The sequence below is a fragment of the Allomuricauda sp. R78024 genome (assembly GCF_044596045.1).
GTDB lineage: Bacteria > Bacteroidota > Bacteroidia > Flavobacteriales > Flavobacteriaceae > Flagellimonas.
In genome coordinates, this window is the sequence record NZ_CP138995.1 from 1,248,757 (window position 1) to 1,267,514 (window position 18,758).

Here is an 18,758-nt window from a genome sequence, read left to right on the forward strand (position 1 = left end):
TACATACAGATAATCATGAATTGGAAAAATGCATTTTTAATTGGAGCTTTAAGCTTACTGCCCATTTCAATAATGGCACAGGCAAACATTTTGAATGCCAAGCTGCCAGAAGAAATAGGAGTAAAGACTGAAGCTCAAATAGAGCAGGACAATGATGCCCCATTGGAATACGGATATACAGATGATAGAGATATCCTTTGGTCCAAAACTATATGGGAGGTAATTGACCTAGACGAGCGTGTTAACTTTCCATTGTACTACCCAACCGATACTATTGGTATTGGAGCGGACAGAAGGTCTTTGTACCATGTTTTGATGAAGAACATCAAAAATGGAACTTTGACTGAAGTATATACGGACTCTTACTTTACTGAAAAGCGAAAGTTTGAGGATTTAACCGCTACATTGAGTAAAGTGGATACCACGGACCTTGGATACGAACAAATCAATGCAGGAGAAGAGCTTTCTGCTGAATTTATCAACCAGAGAGATTTGAATGCTGCTGATATTGAAGAGTATCGTATAAAAGGGATATGGTATTTTGATAAGCGTCAAGGAGAGCTGAAATACCGCTTATTGGGTATTGCACCAGTAGCTCCAGATGTAAACTTTGTAGATGATGAGTCTGTAGACCCAGGTGAGAATAAAGTTGAGTTGTTTTGGGTATGGTACCCCGCAGCAAGACAAGTTCTGCACGAAGCCAAAGTCTATAATCAGCGTAATTCTGCACGCCCCATAACTTATGATATGCTGTTGAACGCAAGACGTTTTAATGCAGTGATCTATAAGGAGGACAACGTCCATGGAGATCGTGAAATTGACGATTACGTTTTTGACAATGCACTGTTCCAGTTATTGGAGTCCAAAAGGATTAAAGAAGTTATCCGAGACAGGGAGCAGGATATGTGGGCTTACTAAGCCTTAGAGATTAAATTTTCCAATTCAATATTCATATAGACGCCGCACATTTGTGCGGCGTTTTTTATTTGCCTTTGTTGCTATTGCCTAGAAGAACATGCTAAGTTTGTCAATGAAGTTTTTACATATCTTGGAAGTACAATTAGTATTTAGATTGTCATACTGAGCTTGTCGAAGTATGTTTTTGCTGAGTATATGAAAATTTTCAGGCTCAAGATATCTATTTTTGTAGCATGCTGGATTATATAGTCGTAGGCCTTGGTTTGGCCGGAATCTCATTTTGTGAAATTCTGGAAAAAAAAGGTAAGTCCTTTAAGGTAATTTCAGATGATTCTCAACAGGCCTCCCTAGTAGCTGGCGGACTCTATAATCCGGTTATTTTAAAAAGGTTTACTATGGCTTGGAATGCCAAGGAACAAATGGATTTGGCGCTACCTTTTTATACAAGCTTAGAACAAAAACTACATGTAAAACTGGATTATACCATTCCAGTACTCCGCAGATTTGCATCAATTGAAGAACAAAACGTCTGGTTTGAGGCAGCAGATCGCCCAGGGCTTGATTATTTTTTGTCTACTACCATCATAGAAAATGAAAACCCAAGTATAGATGCCCCATTTGGTTTTGGTGAAGTAAAACATACAGGACGAATAGATACCAAGACATTACTTACTTCCTATTCAGAATATTTGGAACAGCAAGGGCTTTTAGACAAAGAATCCTTCGATTTTTCATGTTTACAGACGTCTGAAGGACATATTTCTTATAAAGCAACTAAGGCAAAGCAGATTATTTTTGCCTGCGGTTATGGACTTAAAAACAATCCTTTTTTCAATTATCTGCCATTAAATGGTACCAAAGGGGAGCTATTGACTATCAAAGCACCAGAATACAAAGAGAAGAATGTTATTAAATCTTCAGTTTTTACAATTCCTCTAGGAGATGATTTGTATTGTATAGGGGCAACTTATAAATGGAAAGATAAAACCAATGAACCTACAGAAGATTCCAAAAATGAACTTTTAGAAAAACTGAAGACTTTTTTAAACTGTGATTTTGAAATTGTTAAACATGTTGCAGGAATTAGACCAACGGTAGTAGACAGAAGACCTTTGGTTGGCCAACATCCCGAACACAAAAGTTTATATGTGTTAAATGGTTTTGGATCTAGAGGCGTGCTTATAGCCCCAGATGTTTCAAAACAGCTGTTCAATAAAATTGAAAATAGAATAGCGCTTGATCCAGAAATCAATATTCACAGATTCACGAAAAAATATTACTCTAACTGACGCTTTACGGACTTGGGTTCATACTTAACAAAAAGGTTGATCCATATATTTCGAGATAAACGTATGATAAAGGGCATAAAAACAACCATAGTAATTACTATTGCAATAAAGGTGTTTACAAGAGAGGTTCCTATAAGAAGAAATGCGATTACAAAAGTTGCTACAGCAAAGGCAATACCCACACCATAGCTTACGTACATGGATCCATAAAAGAACGAAGGTTCAATTTTATATTTAGTGCCGCAATGGGAACAACGCTCATGCATTTTAAAGATTTGGGAAATTGCATATGGATTATTGTTGAGATACATGCTCTCTTCATGACATTTGGGACAACTTCCTGTTAAAATACTGTAGAGTTTGTTTCCTTTTTTTAACATTTGCAGCAATTTTGCATAAAAATACGGATTCACCCGTATTTGTTTTGTAATTCAGGTCACATAAAATGCTAAACATTCATAACCTTTCTGTCGCTTTTGGAGGCGAATATCTTTTTGAGGAAATCGCCTTTCGTTTAAACGGAGGGGACAGGGTTGGCCTGATTGGAAAAAACGGAGCGGGAAAATCCACTTTGTTGAAATTACTCTCTAAAGAAATGGCTCCAGATTCAGGAACCATAGCTATGGAGAAAGATATCAAAATTGGGTTTTTAAAGCAGGATATCGATTTTGAACAAGGTAGAACGGTATTAGAAGAATCATACCAGGCATTTTTTGAGCTTAAATCTTTGGAAGTAAAACTTGATGAAATAAATCAAGGACTCGCAGAAAGAACTGATTATGAAAGTGAGGCCTATAATCAGTTGATGATTGATCTGACTGATGTTACCCACCGATATGAGATTCTGGGAGGCTATAACTATCAAGGTGAGACCGAAAAAGTTTTATTGGGATTAGGGTTCAAGAGGGATGATTTTGACAAAGCTACCGATACCTTTTCTGGTGGCTGGCGTATGCGAATTGAGTTGGCAAAACTGTTGCTCCAGAGCAATGATGTCTTGCTTTTGGATGAGCCTACCAACCATTTGGATATAGAATCCATTATTTGGTTGGAGCAATTTCTCAACAATTACCCAGGAGCTGTGGTAATCGTTTCGCATGATAAAATGTTTTTGGATAACGTCACGAACAGAACCATAGAGATTTCTCTTGGGAGAATTTATGATTACAACAAGCCCTACTCTAAATTTCTGATACTTAGAAAAGAAATCAAAGAACAACAATTAAGTGCCCAAAAGAACCAAGAGAAACAAATACAACAGACTGAAAAACTAATTGAAAAGTTTAGAGCCAAGGCAAGTAAAGCTTCTATGGCCCAATCTCTAATAAAAAAGCTGGATAAGATTGATCGCATTGAAGTAGATGAGGACGATAACAGTGCTATGAATGTAAAATTTCCAGTGTCAATAACTCCTGGCAAAGTCATAGCCGAACTTGAGGGTCTATCTAAGAATTATGGAGAAAAGCAGGTTTTAGAGGGTATTGACCTTTTGGTGGAACGGAGCAGCAAAACGGCTTTTGTTGGTCAAAATGGACAGGGAAAAACTACATTGGCCAAGATAATGGTTGGTGAACTGGAGTATACAGGCGGGCTTAAAATCGGACATAACGTGCAGATTGGTTATTTCGCGCAAAACCAGGCCGAATATCTAGATGGCAAAAAAACGGTCTTAGATACAATGATAGATGCTGCAAATGAAAGTAACCGCAGCAAAGTAAGAGATATTTTAGGTTCTTTTTTATTCCGAGGGGATGAAGTGGAGAAATACGTTAAGGTTTTGTCTGGGGGAGAACGTAACCGTTTGGCATTGGCCAAATTGCTGTTACAGCCCTTTAATGTATTGATTATGGATGAGCCTACTAACCATTTGGATATAAAATCTAAAAACGTACTTAAAAAGGCTTTGCAAAATTTTGAAGGAACATTGATTTTGGTTTCTCATGACCGTGACTTTCTTCAAGGATTAACAGATAGGGTTTATGAGTTTAAGGATGGTAATATCAAGGAGTATTTAGGGGATATTGATTTTTACTTGGAACAACGAAAAGCTGAAGACTTTAGGAAGATTGAAAAAGGTGAAAAGAAAATTAAGGTTGAAAAGGCACAGCCCAAGGAGAATGACTATCAAACCCAAAAGAAACTAAAATCCTTAAAGAATAAATTAAGTAATGTAGAAAGCAAAATTTCACAATTGGAAAAAGACATTGCCGAAATAGACCACAATATGTTATTGGACTATGATACCACCATAGCTGCTCCAGGATTTTTTGATGACTACCAAGGAAAAAAGAACATTTTGGAATCCTTGATGGTGGACTGGGAAAAACTGTCCAATGAACTCGAAATATTGAGTTAACTGCTTTTATAATAATTGCTCACCACGCTTTTTGCTTCGTTTACAACATATTTCCCCTGATTCACCTATTTAATTTGTAGGTATTTTCCTTCTATTCGTAATTTGTAGGTAAATTCTTATGAATTGACTTATTTATAATGACTAGACTAACCATTTTCTGCTTAATACTATTTTCTGCTACAAGTCAGGTTTTTTCCAGTGTGGAAATTTCACAAAAGGAGAAAAGTGCGCTTATTGATCTGTTTAACAATACAAATGGTGAAAAATGGAGTGCAACATGGGATTTAAGCAAACCGGTACATACATGGAAGGGGATTGAGCTGAAGGATAATCATGTGGTTGGAATAAATCTATTTAGAAATAATTTAGAAGGCGTTCTTCCGGAGAGTCTTGGGAAATTAAAATATCTAACCCATTTAAACCTTGCTTTTAATAGCATTACTGGGGTCTTGCCAAAAGATATTGTCAAGCTTAAAAATCTAAAAGTACTTCGATTAGAGATGAATCGAATAAAAGGCTCATTACCACTTGGAATAGGACAGCTTCAAGAACTGAGGGTATTTTCTATGTTCAATAACTTTTTGAGTGGATCTATACCATCAACCTTTGGGGAGTTAAAAAACTTGAGGGAACTTAACTTATCTAGCAATAACCTTAAAGGTCTAATTCCTAATTCAATAGGAAATTTGACAAAATTAGAGGCATTGGGGCTTTTTGAAAATAATTTGGAAGGATCAATTCCAGAAGAAATGGGGAAACTAGGTGAACTGCGGGAATTGGTACTTGCCAATAACCAACTGGGCGGAGAAATTCCTTCAGAATTTGGACAATTGGCCAGCCTAAAAATATTACAGTTACAGAACAATAGATTCAATTCCTATAAAGGCCTAAGAGAGATGGATACAAAACAGTTTCTGGTCTTTGATACCGATGAGAAAACATTAAATCCAAAATTCAACGAAATACAATTGCAACGCACACGAATGGCGGATACAAAATTTGAAGATGTTGACGAGAATGAGTAGTTAGTTATACTTTAGTTTGTTTGGTTTGGGGATGCAGGCGTGTATCCCCTTTTTTTGTTTAGAAAAACAAAACATTCCCTAAGCAATTTATGAAATATTTAACCCTACAACGATAAGGAAGCGAATAGTTTTGCAAAAGACTAATCCATCCTACGCATGCGCAAGCTAATTATCTCCGCCGTTGTTGGCGGACTCATTATTTTTGGATCTTTATATTTTGCAGGATTAATTGCAGAAAGTAAGGACAGTAGAAGGCCAAAACTGCAGAAAGTTGTTAAAACTGTTTTTGTTGATACGGTTAAAAATAGTATCATTCCAATTGTAGTTCCCGCTAATGGAAACCTAAAGGCCAAGAGAAGAGTTGAACTGTTTTCTGAAGTGCAGGGCGTTTTTAGGTCTGGAAGTAAATTATTCAGAACAGGACAAGAATACAATGCCGGGCAGACATTGATTCGTATTGATGCAAGTGAGTACTACGCCAGTGTACAATCTGCAAAAAGCAATTTGTACAATCTGCTTACCTCTATAATGCCAGATTTACGGTTAGATTATCCTGAAATATATCCAAAATGGCAAGAATACTTAAATGGTTTTGACCTTAACAGTACGACGCCAATGTTACCTGAAATGGAATCGGAGAAGGAAAAGTTCTTTATTTCCGGTAGAGGAATAATATCCAATTATTACAATGTAAAGAATTTAGAACAACGACTTTCTAAATACAATATTTCAGCGCCTTTTAAAGGTGTGCTAACTGATGCACTGGTAACAGAAGGAACTTTGGTGCGGGTAGGTCAGAAATTAGGGGAATACATTAATATAGGAGTTTATGAACTAGAGGTTTCAATAAGTAAAACCTATGGAGATTTCTTAAAAGTTGGAAAAAAGGTAGCGCTCTCCAATTTGGATAAGACCCAAGAATATATGGGAGAGGTTAGCCGAGTAAACGGACGGGTTGATCAGAACTCCCAGACGATAACAGTTTTTATTGAGGTCAGTGGAGATAACTTAAAAGAAGGTCAATATCTAGAAGCCAATTTGCAGGCCAAAGAAGAGTCAAATGCTATTGAAATAGATCGTTCGTTATTATTGGAAAACAATCAAATCTTTGTGGTCAGAGACTCTATCCTAGACCTTATTGATGTGATCCCAGTTTACTTTACAGATAAGAAGGTGGTATTGAAAAATGTTCCAGATAGTGAGGTTATCATTGCCAAAGCACTGACTGGAGCTTATTCAGGAATGCTGGTGAAAGTATTTGATGCGGACAAACCAAAAAAGGCCAAATCGTGAGGAAAGTAATATCTTATTTTATTAAGTACCATGTTGCGGTAAATGTAATAATTATTGCATTTTTTATTTTCGGTATTGTTGGTGCATTCTCATTAAAATCCTCATTTTTTCCGCTAACGGAATCCAAAAATGTTTTAATCACAATAGCCTATCCAGGAGCTTCTCCACAAGAAGTTGAAGAAGGAATCGTGTTGAAAATTGAGGATAACCTCAAGGGACTTCAGGGAGTGGAAAGAGTTACCTCTACGTCTAGGGAAAATAGCGGAACGATCAATGTGGAGATAGAGAAGGGCAGGGATATTGATTTTATGCTGTTGGAAGTCAAAAATGCAGTAGATCGTGTTCCTACATTTCCAACAGGTATGGAACCATTAGTAGTTTCTAAATTAGAGCCGGTTAGGCCTACGATAAGTTTTGCTGTAAGTGGACAGAATATTTCATTGACGACCTTAAAACAAATAGGAAGGCAAATAGAAAATGATTTAAGGGCTATTGATGGCATTTCTCAAATCACTATTTCTGGTTACCCAGACGAGGAGATTGAAATAGCAGTAGACGAAAATAGACTACTGGCCTATAACCTCTCCTTTAATGATGTTGCACAAGCCGTTTCCAATGCCAATATTTTGGTTACCGGGGGTAATATTAAGACCAATACAGAGGAATACTTGATTCGGGCAAATAATCGCTCGTACTATGGAGATGAACTTTCCAATGTTATGGTACGCGCAGATGCATCAGGTCGTGCTATACGGCTAAAGGATGTTGCAACCATCAGGGACCGTTTTTCAGAAACGCCCAATGCAGCATATTACAACGGGGATTTATCAGTTAATGTTACCGTTACAAGTACCAATACTGAAGATTTAATAGGTTCCGCAGAAAAAGTAAAAGAGTACATTGTCGATTTCAATCAGAAATACACCAATGTTCAATTGGATGTTGTTCGGGATTTATCCAAAACCTTGACGCAACGAACTGATCTACTTACCGAGAATGCCATAATAGGAATGATTTTGGTGCTTATTTTCCTCTCTCTATTTTTAAATACAAGATTGGCTTTTTGGGTGGCCTTTGGTTTACCGGTTGCATTTTTAGGAATGTTTGTTTTTGCACCAATGCTTAATGTAACCATCAACGTACTGTCTCTTTTTGGGATGATTATCGTAATCGGTATTTTGGTAGATGATGGTATTGTAATAGCAGAAAATATCTATCAACATCATGAAAAAGGAAAAACCCCTGTCCAAGCTGCAATAGATGGAACTATGGAGGTTATTCCGCCCATTCTTTCAGCAATTATCACTACGATATTGGCTTTTTCCATTTTCCTGTTTTTAGATGGTCGAGTGGGGGATTTCTTTAGCGAAGTTTCTGTAGTTGTAATTCTAACTCTGGTAGTTTCATTGGTTGAAGCACTAATTATTCTACCTGCTCATTTAGCACATTCAAAAGCACTTCAGCCCCAAAAGAAAGGCCCTAAAACAGGCATGGCAAAAGTGTTCTCCAAACTAAGAATCATAAATAAATTAGGAGATGATGCAATGGTATGGATGCGAGATAAAATGTATAGTCCGGCTTTACGTTTTGCCATGGATTACAAACTATTGACTTTTGCATTATTTTTTATGGCGTTGGTTTTAACCTTTGGATCTATAGGAGGTGGTATTATTAGAACTTCATTCTTCCCCAGAATTGCAAGTGACAGAATTGCGGTTGAATTGCTTATGCCCAATGGTGCCAATGAAAAGGTTACCGATTCAATAATTAGTATGATTCAGGATAAAGCTCAAATTGTAAACGAAGAGCTTACGGATAAATATTTACAGGGCTCTGATAAGATGCTTTTTGAAAATATGCTTAAAAATGTTGGGCCTGGCTCTTCTTCAGCTACATTGGTCATCAATTTACTGCCAGGAGAAGAGCGTCCAGATGCAATTAGGGCAGATATGGTCACTAGTAGACTAACAGAATTGGTAGGGCCCGTTATTGGTGCAGAGAGTCTTATTTATGGTTCAGGAGGTAATTTTGGAGGAGATCCAGTTTCAGTTTCCCTGCTAGGGAATAACATTCAAGAGCTTAAGGCGGCCAAATCTGAATTAAAAACGGCCTTGTTGAACAATGCACTCTTAAAAGATGTGGCGGACAACGACCCAGCAGGAATCAAGGAAATACGATTGGAACTGAAGGAAAATGCATATTTATTGGGCTTAGACCTACGTACTGTAATGAATCAGGTTAGAGCTGGCTTTTTTGGTGCTCAAGCACAGCGTTTTCAAAGAGGACAGGATGAGATTCGCGTATGGGTACGCTATGATCGAGAAAATAGATCATCTATTGCAGATTTGGATGAAATGCGGATTGCGGCTCCCAGTGGAGAGCGAATTCCTTTGTCAGAAATTGCAACGTACACGATTGAAAGAGGAGATGTTGCAATAAACCATTTAGATGGTCAGCGGGAAATCCAAGTTTCATCAGATATTAAGGATTTGCAAACAACAAGTGGTACAGATGCCATGACATGGGTGCGAACGGAAGTTATGCCAGATATCCTATCCAAATACCCTTCCATTACTCCTTCCTACGAAGGGCAGAATAGAGAGGCGAATAAATTACTTGATTCATTGACTTTTGTGGGCCTAACGGTCCTCTTCCTAATTTTTGTAACGATTGCATTTACCTTTAGAAGTTTCAGTCAACCGCTTTTGCTTATACTTTTGGTGCCATTTAGTTTAACAGCTGTAGCTTGGGGACATTGGATACATGGTTTCCCTATTAATATTCTCTCGATGCTGGGAATTATAGCATTGATAGGCATTATGGTCAATGACGGTCTTGTGTTAATTGGAAAGTTTAATATCAACCTAAGGAATGGACTTAATTTCAATGATGCGTTATACGAAGCTGGACGCTCAAGGTTTAGGGCCATATTCCTAACATCCATTACTACTATAGCCGGTTTGGCTCCACTACTATTGGAAAAGAGCAGACAAGCTCAATTCTTAAAACCTATGGCCATTGCCATTGCTTATGGTATTGGTTTTGCTACGGTTCTTACATTGTTAATGTTGCCTTTGTTTCTCTCTTTTGGAAATAATGTAAAAGTACTGGCCAAAAGATTATGGACAGGCGAAAAAATTTCAAGAGAAGAAGTAGAGCGGGCAATTAAAGAACAGAAAGAAGAGCAACATATGTTGGAAGAAGGAATGCAGCAGCTCAATGGAACTACAAACCACACCGAACCTAAAGAAAATGCTTCAAAAGTTTTAGAAGGAACAACATGATTAAAAGTATATTTTATACACTCCCCATTTTTTTATTGGTTTTTATAAGTACAGCGGAAGCTCAAGAGAAAGTACTTTCCAAAGAAGAAGCCATTGATTTAACATTGGAAAACAACTTGGGTATTCAAGTTGCGCGAAATACCAGAAAAATTGATGACAACAATGCCAATATATTAAATTCTGGCTATTTGCCCACGGTAACCGGCAATGCAGGGGGAAGTATTGATAAGCAAAATACAGAAGGCCAATTGGCAAGCGGAGATATACGTACTGCAGATGGTGCGGAAACAAGGCGCTACAATGCCTCTGTAGATGTAAACTACACCTTGTTTGATGGATTGAACAGATACTACAGCTATAAGAGCTTTAAAGAGCGTTCCCAGCAATCAGAATTAGAAGTAAGGCAGACTATTGAGAATACCGTTTTACAGCTTTTTACCGTGTATTATGAAGTGGCTCGTCTAACGGAGAATACCAAAAACTTGGAACAGGCCTTGGGAATTTCAAAAGACAGGCTAAAACGAGCACGGTATCAATTTGAATATGGACAGAATACCGGGCTGGATGTGTTGAATGCTGAGGTGGATATTAATACAGACAGCATTAATTTGTTAAATTCCAGACAGCAATTACGTAACACAATGCGTGACCTAAACCTTGTATTGAATCAAGATCTTTCCTCACAATTCCTTGCAGATACTACTGTTAATTTTGTACCTGGTCTTCAAATGGAGGAAATGCACAATGAAGCAAAATCGAATAACATCCGACTTCAATTGGTGGAAAAGGACATGAACATTACCATGTACAATGTAAAAGCGGCGAAGAGTGTTTTTCTACCTACAATTGGTTTAACAGGGACCTATGGATGGAATGAATCAACCAATAATAGCCCACTTGCATTTTTAATTCAAAATACATCAACTGGTGTAACCGGTGCTGTTAATCTATCATGGAATCTTTTTGATGGAGGAAGAGGGATTACTGGTATCAAGAATGTAAAAATTGGTTATGAAAATCAAGAATTGCTCAAAAAGCAGATAGAGTTAGAGGTAGAGCGCGATATCCGAAATGCCTGGGACAGTTATACCAATGCGTTGTATGTATTGGAAGTACAGGAAAAGAATTTGCAGACCAATCAAAACAACTTCAATCGCACAGATGAACGCTATAAATTAGGACAGGTTACTTCTATAGAATTTAGACAGGCACAATTGAATCTATTGAATGCGGAATTGGCACAAAGTCAAGCAAAATACAGTGCTAAATTGGCCGAACTGCTAATGCTCCAAATAAGTGGTCAATTGCTGAACATAGATTTTTAATTGGCGAATTCATATATCGAGTCATATCGAGCGCAGTCGAGATATTGGGCTCTTTAGAGTTGTTTTTTGAATAAGGTATGCACGAACATTTCTTTCAATGCCCATATTGTTGGGAAGAGATTTCTTTTCTTTTAGATACTTCTGTGTCAAACCAAACCTATATTGAAGATTGTGAGGTATGTTGCAATCCCATTGAAGCAAATACAACCTTTGAAAATCAAGAATTGATACATTTTGAAGCTAGAGAATTGGGACAATAATTTGTTTACCTTTAAATACAACCGATTCCAGTTTTACTTATGAAGCTTTCAAAGCTGATAGCACCCAAAATTTTCCCGATTTTACTAGTAAATTTTATCGGTATTTTAGGATATAGTATAGTAATTCCAATTCTCATTTTCATAGTGACGGATATGGGAGGGAATGGTTTTATATATGGAATTTTAGGAGCTACATATCCCTTTTTTCAATTCATTGGAGCTCCCATATTAGGAAGGCTTTCAGATAAAATTGGCAGAAAAAAAGTGCTTGTCATTAGCCAGCTAGGTACGTTCATTGCATGGACACTCTTTTTATTGGCCTTTATCCTTCCAGAAACAAAGCTTTGGACTCAAAACACAACGCTTACTGGGAATTACGCAATGACGTTGCCTTTGATCATTATTTTTTTAGCTCGAATTTTTGATGGTTTTACTGGGGGCAATATATCTGTGGCCAATGCATATTTATCAGATATATCCACAGATGAGGATAGAAATTCAAACTTTGGAAAGATGGGGGCTTCTACAAGTTTAGGATTTGTATTGGGTCCAGCTTTTGCTGGGGTTTTGGCTTCTACCATCCTTGGAGAAGTATTGCCTCTAATATTGGCCGCATTAATTTCTCTTGTAGCCATTTTTGTTATAAATACACAACTAAAGGAGAGTGTGCCTTGTGTAGTAAATACAGGAAAGGTCCGCCTGCGGTCTTTACGAAGGTTTTTTCAAGTAGAACATAAGAATTGTTATCAAGAAGGAGAATTACAAGCCAATCCTGAAAAAACAGGATTAAAAAGAATTTTGAGAGAACCTGGTATTCCGCTTTTATACATGGTTTACTTTTTAACTTTTTTGGGCTTTAGTCTCTTTTATGCTGGCCTACCCATATATGCCAATACCATCTTAGATTGGTCATCAACAGAACTGGGTATTTTTCTTGCTTATTCCAGTCTTATTATGATTGTAGTTCAGGGACCTGTTTTGACCAGGTTACAAGGGAAAATAACCAATGAAAGGTTAATACTTGTTGGATCTTTCATACTAGCCTCTTCATTTTTGCTTTTGTCCTTTAAAAGTTTGATAATCATTTATTTGGCCAATACCCTATTATCCATAGGGAACGGTTTAATGTGGCCAAGTTTTATGGCATTGCTATCTAGAACTGGAAGCTCTAAAATGCAGGGAGCCATACAAGGGTATGGTAATAGTATGGGGAGTATTGCCAGTATGTTTGGTCTTATTTTAGGTGGTGTTTTGTTTGAATTCTTGTCAACTACTGTTTTCGCTATTGGAGGAATAATCTTTTTGATTATCACTGCGTTGATGAGTTTCAATTTTATGCAAGGAAAGAAACAGGTACAGCTGAGTACTTAAGGCTGTTAAAACGTGGTTTAAAAGTTAGAAAAATGTGCATTTGATTCATGCCAAATAGTAGATTTGACTTCTTGGCTTTAATCACAAAAGGAGGTAAATCAAATTATAAAAAAGGTTAGATAGGAATTTTTGTATGCTTATCTTTAATTTGAGAAAATTGCCATATTCAATTGTTGAAATAGTACCTTCTTAATCTAATTTTTTAATGACTCTAAACCTTGTAATAATCCTATTTTTAGTGGGTCTTGCCAATGGTTTTTATTCAGGATTAATGGGAACAGGAGGTAATGTTATTCTTATTCCTGCATTAGATTTGGTTTTGGCACCATTGGGCATTTCAGAGCCTGAATTGGTAAAATTTATAATCGCCCATTCTCTTTTTATAACCATATTTAATGGATTTGCTGTGAGCTATAAGCAATATAGAATAGGCAATTTTTATCTTAAGGAAGTTCTGCTCATTGGTATTCCGGCAGTTTTGGCCGGTTTTATGATGTCTGAAATAGTTAAGACCTCTGATTGGTACGATAAAATCTATTTTGACATACTCTTTTTAATTATGGTTTCTCTTGTGGCAATTAGGTTTTTACTCTTTCGCACAAAAAGTGCGGTTTCTAATAGACAAGAAAAACTCCAAAATGGGAAACTAATGTACTATGTACTTGGCTTGTTTACGGGAGTGACCACAGCACTTTCTGGTTTTGGTGGTGGCATTGTTGTAATCCCCAGTCTAACAGATGTTTTTGGAGTCCAAATACGCAAAGCAAGTTCTATTTCTATTGGAGTGGTAATGTTATTGGCAATTGGGGTAACTGCCAGCTATATAAGTTTTGATACCTCTGAACAAATACAACAAGTACTGCCTAATCAGTTTGGCTACATCTCCATGAGTTTGGTATTGCCTATATTGTTGGGTGTGTTTTTGGCAGCACCGTTTGGTGTAAAAATGGCCCATAGAACCAAACCTGCACTATTACGACTGATTTTTGGTGGAGTAATGGTTTTAATAATAGCCAAAACAGTTGTCGGTTTTATTTGATTTTTATGCAATCTAGCTGTCTATTTATCAGTAAACTCAAGTTTAGCAAGCACAGGAAGGTGGTCAGAAGGGTATCTGCAATTTTTGGAATCACTTAAAATGCCGCTTTTAAGTACCTTGAACGTATTCCCGGAAACAAATACATAATCTATTCTACGGGTAACAGGTTGTGTAAAATTAAAGCCATTGAAGGTGCCTTCAGGGCCAAAGGCATTATCGCCAGCCAAAATATGTGCATCGTTAAAAACTTCTTCAAGTAATTTAATGCCTTTTGCATCGCTTTCCAAATTAAAATCACCCATAACAATTACAGGAAGTTTCTTTTTATTCAGCTCCTTAATTATATTCAGGATTAATTGTGAGCTGTTGGTTTTGGCCTCTTTTCCAACATGATCAAAATGCGCGTTGAAAACATAAAATTGTTTCTCTGTTCCATTTATTTTGAACAAGCCGTAGGTGCATATTCTAGGCAATGCTGCATCCCATCCTTTTGAAGGTTTTTCTGGAGTTGTGGATAACCAAAAGGTGTTCTCCTCCAATAAAGTGTATATTTTTTTATTATAGAAAATTGCTGTAAACTCACCCTTTTCATCCCCATTGTCCCTACCAATTCCAAAAAATGAATAATCAGTTAAACCCTCATCAATATCCTTTAATTGATGGATTAAACCCTCTTGGGTTCCAAAAATCCCCGGGGCATAAAAGTTAAGTTGCGAAATAAGAAAGTCCTTTCGGTGTTCCCAACTGTTTAGACTATCCTTGGGATTATCATATCTTATATTATAGGACATAACATCCAACGTTTGTGCGTATATGAATGAAGTGCCAAGCGTAAGAATAGCAAATAGAATCTTTTTTTTCATTTGATAGGGATGCCTCTTAATTTTTTAAAAGCTTTGTTGGCAACATCAACTTCTGCTTTTGTTGTGGTTTCAAATTCCTTTTCGGTTACTAAATAGTGCTCTTGTAAGCTGTCCAACTTCCGGTGCATTTTGGTGATTATGTCTTTGTACCCTCCATTATCAATAGCATTGTACAGCTCTTTTGGGTCTTTTTCCAAATCATAAAATTCCCAAGCATCAATATCGTCATAAAAATGGATTAATTTATAGCGTTTGGTGCGTATTCCGTATTGTTTTTTTACCATATGAAAAGCTGGATAATCATAATAGTGATAATAAATCGATTCTTTAAAATCAACCTCTGTTCCATCCAACAATGCTTTGAATGATTTGCCTTGCATCTTTTTGGTGTACTGAATTCCTCCGGCTAGATCCAACAGAGTAGGAGCAAAATCCAAATTTTGAACCATAGCATCTGTTATTGTTCCCCGTTTTATTCTTCTTGGTAGTTGCGCTAATAAGGGCATCCTTAGGGATTCTTCGTGCATGAAACGTTTATCAAACCAACCGCGTTCACCCAAATAAAAACCTTAATCGGAAGTATAAATCATGAGGTTTTCTTTGGTTGAACTGTATTAAGAGTGCCCTTTCAAATCCAAAATTGTAATCTGTTCCTTTTCTAAGAAAATTTCCGAACTCTTAATGATATTTTTGCAATAGTTTCATAATAAGGAACCCAATCTCTTATGGAGATGGAATTTGATATTAATAAGATTATCGCATCAGGAATTCAAAACAAGCTGAATCCTAATGTATCCCAGAAATAAATAGAAGAAAAACGATCAGGCAGAATTAAGGGCCGAAAAAGAAAGGCCATTGATTCGTCAACGCCTGATAAAAAGTTTAAAACGCTTCAAAAGTATTTGAAAACTAGATTGGTAGTGATCAATACTGATAATTCGAATTGTCAATTGAATGGGAATACATGCTTTACAAAGTTCATATAAACCTGGGAATAAGCAGACTAAACATAAAAGTTTCTTGAAACTTGTTAAATTGTGCAGCATATTTTTAATGTGTTGATTAACTCAACAAATCCCCGCAAAGCTTTACCTTAAGTTTTACAGCTCCAGGAAGATAGGCTAGGGGTATTACTTCTTTTGCCAGTATATTGATGCTATCTTCTAGGGCCCCGTTTTTCAACAACTCTTGTTTTACCTTTTCAAGTAGTTGCTCCAAAGCTGTATTTTCATCATTCTGTAGAGTGTTAATCACCATTTCTTCCTCACAGCCAATTTGAGCAATGCAAGCACCGAATGCGTTGGCCACTTCCAAGTGTTCTGGAAAAATTACGCTAGAAGCACCGTTGATTTCTTTCGGCAACAAGAATGATCCGCCACCACAGGCAACAACAGGAATTTCTCTCGAATCTGTTTTTAGCTTGTCCACTAACTTTTCAATAGTTATTTGAATCTGATGTTTTACTTCGGAAAGAGCTTCTGGAAATGTTTTTTCCGTAATTTTTTCTATCATTTTAATCAGGTTCAACGATTCTTCAGCATGTTCTATTTCCAATTCATTATTAGCCAAAAAGAAATCGGAAAGGGTTAATGTATCACCTTCAAATGCTATGGCTTTTTCCTTAAGTCGATACCCAACCGAATCTGGGCCAAGGTGACATTTGTTGCCAGAAAACCGCACAATGGTACCCCCACCAATTCCAACTGCTACAACATCTGGCATTCTAAAATTTGTAAGAACACCGCCTATTTGAGCTGCTTGGGTACTTTCCCTAGGAAAAAAGTTGACTAGGACGCCTCCATCCGAGGTTGTGCCACCCACGTCAATAACAATTCCATTTTTCACTTTTGACAATGCCCCTGCTCCGCGAATACTGTTTGTAGGGCCAGAAGAAATGGTAAGCACTGGATAATCCTGCACCTGTTCTAATGACATTAAGGTTCCATCATTTTGACCGATGAACATTTGGGACGAAAGACCCAATCCATGTACGGTATCTTTAAAGGCATTCACCATTTTAGAAGCTACTTTTTGTAAAGCTGCATTTAAAATTGCGGCATTTTCACGCTCTAGCAATCCAAGCCCACCAAGTTGATGAGAACAGCTTGTTCTTACATCACTTCCCAAAATTTCCTTGGCCCAAGCAGCTACCTGCAATTCCTGATCTGGCAGTGTTTTGGAAAAAATGCCGGTAATGGCCAAAGATTCCACCTGTCCCTTCATGGAATGAAGATGTCTTTTTACTTCTTTTTCTTTCAACGGACTTATCAATCGACCATCAAATTCATAACCACCGTGTACCATATAAGTATGTTCCCCCAGAAGGACTTTCAATTCTTCAGGGAAATCTGCCATAGTTGGTATGGAACTGCTTGCTGGAAGACCAATTCTGATAGCACCGATTTTGTTTAGTTCTTTTCGTTCCACCAGAGCGTTGGTGCAATGCGTTGTACCCAACATGATATATTTGATATCCTCTTTGGGAATATTTACTTTGGAAATGACAGCGCCAATAGCATTTTTGATACCAGTACTCACATCTAGCGTTGTGGTCTGCTTGGTTTTGGCCAAAATTGTATTGGTATGTGATACCAATACAGCATCCGTATTGGTGCCTCCAACATCAACACCTATTTTGTAATACATACTTTTAATTTTTGTTCAATTCCTCGATGGGAACAAATTTTTCTTCATAACCGAATTTTTGGGGCCCTCCGAGAACGATTCCCTTAGGGGTTCTCCATTGCTTATCGGCCTTCATGCCCAAAACTGCTACCCTAGTGCCATATTGAACTGATTCTGCAGTAATGGGCTGTGCATTTTCTGCATCTATGAGTACAATCAAATCCGGAGTAATAGCGACAGGTTGCCCATCTTTTTTTGCCATTAAAAACTCATTTTGGAAACCCAATTCCATGAAAGACCCTTGATTTTCATCAAGTCCCATGATCTGACAAATACCTTTATTCCAACGACCTTCTGTTTTGATGGTAACATTGCTGATTTTTCCAGTAAAAAGTTTGATGGCAGATGCTTCTTTAATTAAAGAATTCAGCGGACTTAGGCTTTTCTCTTTTGCATCTATAATAGCTTTTCCAAGTTTTTGGGCATACGAGACAATACCATGCACGGCAGCTTTCTTAACTTGTTCACCGCTCATTGGATAGCATCCAATAGCACAACTGCCCCCCATTTGAATTGTTGTGGCCCCGACAAGGGTTTCTCCCCATACATTATCAATAGTATGGTATATATTTCTGTTTCCTTTTTCATCTGCTTGAGCTATAGGAGAAACGGGAATATCATGTAACGTAAAGGTGACCATTTCCAAGCGTGGAAACGCCCTTCCCATACCATCCGCATCCACTATGGGAATATTTTTTTGTGCGGCAACAGCAAACGGGATTACGCCATTGAGTCCACCAGCTTCGGCGGGCATAATGGCATCTATTTTTTTACCCAAATATTCTTCCATCATCTCAAAGGCCTTGATGAATTCATTTCCCGAAAAAAGCTTTTCCACAAGTATCATGGGCGCTCCAAAAGCTGCAATGGGAACTATCAGTGCGTCATCTTCCAATTCTTCAGCTTTGACAAGGGTCACTTCGCCATAGGTATCTATAGCTTGCTTCACCAAAAGCTTTCCAATATAGGGGTCACCTCCTCCTCCCGTACCTAGAACGGTTGATCCCATGGCTATATATTCAATGTCTGATTTGCCGATTTTTCGCATAC

General features: G+C 37.4%; 15 protein-coding genes. 10 read left to right on the forward strand and 5 right to left on the reverse strand.

Annotation, left to right across the window (positions count from 1 at the left end; all coding sequences use genetic code 11):
• Positions 1 to 15 precede the first annotated feature (15 nt).
• Together gldN and SJY44_RS05590 are read left to right on the forward strand one after the other, a co-directional pair.
• On the forward strand, positions 16 to 918 hold the full coding sequence (gene gldN, locus SJY44_RS05585; protein ID WP_298924546.1) for a gliding motility protein GldN: 903 nt from the start codon (positions 16 to 18) through the stop codon (positions 916 to 918).
• Positions 919 to 1,151: 233 nt separating this feature from the next.
• Entirely contained in the window at positions 1,152 to 2,207 is a 1,056-nt protein-coding gene (locus SJY44_RS05590) for an NAD(P)/FAD-dependent oxidoreductase (RefSeq protein ID WP_396591599.1), read from the forward strand.
• On the opposite strand, the gene SJY44_RS05595 is transcribed toward SJY44_RS05590, so the two are convergent.
• A complete protein-coding gene (locus tag SJY44_RS05595; RefSeq protein WP_396591600.1) occupies positions 2,195 to 2,587 on the reverse strand; it encodes a DUF983 domain-containing protein in 393 nt (130 codons plus the stop codon). The two genes, SJY44_RS05590 and SJY44_RS05595, sit on opposite strands and share 13 nt — an antisense overlap.
• 65 nt (positions 2,588 to 2,652) lie before the next feature.
• Here SJY44_RS05595 and SJY44_RS05600 point away from each other — a divergent pair, with 65 nt between their 5' ends.
• From SJY44_RS05600 to SJY44_RS05635, 8 genes are all read left to right on the forward strand, one after another.
• A complete protein-coding gene (locus SJY44_RS05600) occupies positions 2,653 to 4,563 on the forward strand; it encodes an ABC-F family ATP-binding cassette domain-containing protein (RefSeq protein ID WP_396591601.1) in 1,911 nt (636 codons plus the stop codon).
• Between the two features lie 137 nt (positions 4,564 to 4,700).
• The gene (locus tag SJY44_RS05605; RefSeq protein ID WP_298924550.1) at positions 4,701 to 5,588 is read left to right on the forward strand and encodes a hypothetical protein; all 888 of its coding nucleotides are present in this window, start codon (positions 4,701 to 4,703) and stop codon (positions 5,586 to 5,588) included.
• A gap of 156 nt (positions 5,589 to 5,744) precedes the next feature.
• Complete coding sequence (locus tag SJY44_RS05610; RefSeq protein ID WP_396591602.1) at positions 5,745 to 6,881, forward strand: efflux RND transporter periplasmic adaptor subunit; 1,137 nt, start codon at positions 5,745 to 5,747, stop codon at positions 6,879 to 6,881.
• Positions 6,878 to 10,165, forward strand: a complete 3,288-nt coding sequence (locus SJY44_RS05615) for an efflux RND transporter permease subunit (protein WP_396591603.1) — start codon at positions 6,878 to 6,880, stop codon at positions 10,163 to 10,165. Before SJY44_RS05610 ends, SJY44_RS05615 begins: the two co-directional genes overlap by 4 nt.
• The gene (locus tag SJY44_RS05620) at positions 10,162 to 11,490 is read left to right on the forward strand and encodes a TolC family protein (protein ID WP_298924556.1); all 1,329 of its coding nucleotides are present in this window, start codon (positions 10,162 to 10,164) and stop codon (positions 11,488 to 11,490) included. Before SJY44_RS05615 ends, SJY44_RS05620 begins: the two co-directional genes overlap by 4 nt.
• A gap of 77 nt (positions 11,491 to 11,567) precedes the next feature.
• Complete coding sequence (locus SJY44_RS05625; protein WP_396591604.1) at positions 11,568 to 11,750, forward strand: CPXCG motif-containing cysteine-rich protein; 183 nt, start codon at positions 11,568 to 11,570, stop codon at positions 11,748 to 11,750.
• 39 nt (positions 11,751 to 11,789) lie between these two features.
• Positions 11,790 to 13,121, forward strand: coding sequence for an MFS transporter (locus tag SJY44_RS05630; RefSeq protein ID WP_396591605.1), 1,332 nt, complete (start codon positions 11,790 to 11,792; stop codon positions 13,119 to 13,121).
• A gap of 205 nt (positions 13,122 to 13,326) precedes the next feature.
• Entirely contained in the window at positions 13,327 to 14,160 is an 834-nt protein-coding gene (locus tag SJY44_RS05635; RefSeq protein ID WP_396591606.1) for a sulfite exporter TauE/SafE family protein, read from the forward strand.
• A 20-nt stretch (positions 14,161 to 14,180) separates the two neighbouring features.
• On the opposite strand, the gene SJY44_RS05640 is transcribed toward SJY44_RS05635, so the two are convergent.
• The 4 genes from SJY44_RS05640 to SJY44_RS05655 all read right to left on the reverse strand — a co-directional run bounded on the left by SJY44_RS05640 (position 14,181) and on the right by SJY44_RS05655 (position 18,756).
• Positions 14,181 to 15,023, reverse strand: coding sequence for an endonuclease/exonuclease/phosphatase family protein (locus tag SJY44_RS05640; RefSeq protein WP_396591607.1), 843 nt, complete (start codon positions 15,021 to 15,023; stop codon positions 14,181 to 14,183).
• Entirely contained in the window at positions 15,020 to 15,583 is a 564-nt protein-coding gene (locus SJY44_RS05645; RefSeq protein ID WP_396591608.1) for a sulfatase/phosphatase domain-containing protein, read from the reverse strand. Before SJY44_RS05645 ends, SJY44_RS05640 begins: the two co-directional genes overlap by 4 nt.
• A 502-nt stretch (positions 15,584 to 16,085) precedes the next feature.
• A complete protein-coding gene (locus SJY44_RS05650; protein ID WP_396591609.1) occupies positions 16,086 to 17,669 on the reverse strand; it encodes a hydantoinase/oxoprolinase N-terminal domain-containing protein in 1,584 nt (527 codons plus the stop codon).
• Positions 17,670 to 17,673: 4 nt separating this feature from the next.
• Entirely contained in the window at positions 17,674 to 18,756 is a 1,083-nt protein-coding gene (locus SJY44_RS05655) for a DUF917 domain-containing protein (RefSeq protein WP_396591610.1), read from the reverse strand.
• Between the last annotated feature and the right edge of the window lie 2 nt (positions 18,757 to 18,758).

Bases quoted from the DNA above. Each gene is read 5' to 3' on its own strand.
- gldN (WP_298924546.1), top strand. From the start codon at position 16: ATGAATTGGAAAAATGCATTTTTAATTGGAGCTTTAAGCTTACTGCCC.
- SJY44_RS05590 (WP_396591599.1), top strand. From the start codon at position 1,152: ATGCTGGATTATATAGTCGTAGGCCTTGGTTTGGCCGGAATCTCATTT.
- SJY44_RS05595 (WP_396591600.1), bottom strand. From the start codon at position 2,587: ATGTTAAAAAAAGGAAACAAACTCTACAGTATTTTAACAGGAAGTTGT.
- SJY44_RS05600 (WP_396591601.1), top strand. From the start codon at position 2,653: ATGCTAAACATTCATAACCTTTCTGTCGCTTTTGGAGGCGAATATCTT.
- SJY44_RS05605 (WP_298924550.1), top strand. From the start codon at position 4,701: ATGACTAGACTAACCATTTTCTGCTTAATACTATTTTCTGCTACAAGT.
- SJY44_RS05610 (WP_396591602.1), top strand. From the start codon at position 5,745: ATGCGCAAGCTAATTATCTCCGCCGTTGTTGGCGGACTCATTATTTTT.
- SJY44_RS05620 (WP_298924556.1), top strand. From the start codon at position 10,162: ATGATTAAAAGTATATTTTATACACTCCCCATTTTTTTATTGGTTTTT.
- SJY44_RS05625 (WP_396591604.1), top strand. From the start codon at position 11,568: ATGCACGAACATTTCTTTCAATGCCCATATTGTTGGGAAGAGATTTCT.
- SJY44_RS05630 (WP_396591605.1), top strand. From the start codon at position 11,790: ATGAAGCTTTCAAAGCTGATAGCACCCAAAATTTTCCCGATTTTACTA.
- SJY44_RS05635 (WP_396591606.1), top strand. From the start codon at position 13,327: ATGACTCTAAACCTTGTAATAATCCTATTTTTAGTGGGTCTTGCCAAT.
- SJY44_RS05640 (WP_396591607.1), bottom strand. From the start codon at position 15,023: ATGAAAAAAAAGATTCTATTTGCTATTCTTACGCTTGGCACTTCATTC.
- SJY44_RS05650 (WP_396591609.1), bottom strand. From the start codon at position 17,669: ATGTATTACAAAATAGGTGTTGATGTTGGAGGCACCAATACGGATGCT.
- SJY44_RS05655 (WP_396591610.1), bottom strand. From the start codon at position 18,756: ATGCGAAAAATCGGCAAATCAGACATTGAATATATAGCCATGGGATCA.